General features: G+C 45.6%; 2 protein-coding genes. Both read left to right on the plus strand.

What is annotated here, in order from left to right; genetic code table 11:
• The coding region (locus ACYVTD_RS12460; protein ID WP_461248077.1) for an ABC transporter ATP-binding protein at positions 1–741 on the plus strand (741 nt) is incomplete at its 5' end.
• Positions 738–1494 (plus strand): ABC transporter permease (locus tag ACYVTD_RS12465; protein ID WP_461248078.1); only part of this gene is annotated, 757 nt, incomplete at its 3' end. The genes ACYVTD_RS12460 and ACYVTD_RS12465, both read left to right, overlap by 4 nt.

Raw genomic sequence — 1494 nt, forward strand, 5'->3', positions numbered from 1 at the left:
AAGGAACCGGCTGTTAAAAATATTAGTTTCGAGGTGCAAGAGGGTGAGTTCTTCGCCTTTTTGGGGCCGAACGGTGCAGGAAAAACGACGACTATCTCTATCCTAACAACAACGCTTTCGAAAACATCTGGCAAGGTTTTGATTGCAGGGTTTGACGCGGAAAAAGAGGCTCGAAAAGTTCGTGAAAACGTGGGAATTATTTTTCAAAATCCGAGCCTTGATAAGGATTTAACGGCGGAGGAAAACATTCGGTTTCATGCGTGTTTGTATGGGATGTGTGGCTACCGTCCGTCGTTTAAAATGATGCCAAAAGCATATCGTGACAAGGTTATGGAGCTTGCGGAGATCGTTGGCTTGCAGGATGCATTATTCAAGCCTGTTAAGAAATTATCGGGTGGTATGCAGCGCAAGCTAGAGATTATTAGAAGCCTAATCCATACGCCGAAAGTTTTGTTTTTGGACGAGCCGACTTCAGGACTCGACGCCGTTGCTAGGCGCGGTTTATGGGAATATATCAATAACGTTCGAAAAGAGAACGGGACGACGGTGTTTCTAACGACGCACTACATCGACGAGGCGGAAAATGTTGATAAAGTGTGCATAATTAATCACGGCGAAATCAAAATTTGTTGCGCGCCGGAAGAGCTTAAAAAGCAGCTGCATTACGACTCAACGCCAAAAGTTTGCTTGCCGACTTTGGAAGACGCGTATATAGAATTTGTGGGAGGGAAAGCATTATGAGCGAGAATTTAACAAGAAAAAAATCAAAAATATTTAGAGAATTAAACACGATTATAACAATCATGGCGCGCGATATAACGCTATGCCTTAAGGACCCGGGTATAATCATTATGAGCCTCGCGATGCCTATTATGATGATGTATATGATCGGCGGCAATCTAATGCAGAACATGGCGAGCGGGATGCCGTTTGATTTCGGGCGGTACATGATGGTCGGCATGCTCGTTAATATGATGTTTATGCTGACTTCGATGAACATGACTTCGCTGGTGGACGATCATGAAACGGACTTTACGCAAGAAATGCTAATCTCGCCTGTTTCGAGGAGCTCGATAATTATCGGCAAGATATTCGGCTCGATGTTCGGCGCAATTATCAGCATAGTAGGGACGCTCATCGTCGGGCTTTGCATGGGGATCACTTTGCCGATTAGTAAATTGCTTTTGATTTTGGCGATGTCTCCGCTCGTCTGCCTCACATCGGGCGCGCTCGCGATGATACTAATCGGGCTAATTAAAAATAAAAAGTCGGCTAATCTGGCAGTTAACTTGGTTGTTATGCCGCAGATGTTTCTGTCTGGCGCGATTATCCCGATAGCGAACTCGACTGGCGTATTGTGGTTCCTAAGCCGATGTCTGCCGATGACGTATTGCCTCGATCTTGCGCGAGCGGCTGTCTATAATGGCACGAAAGAGTATGCCGGCGTGGTGATGTTTAACCCGATTATTAACTTCTTGGCAATAGCGGGGATAA

Source organism: Treponema sp. R6D11 (assembly GCF_054786075.1).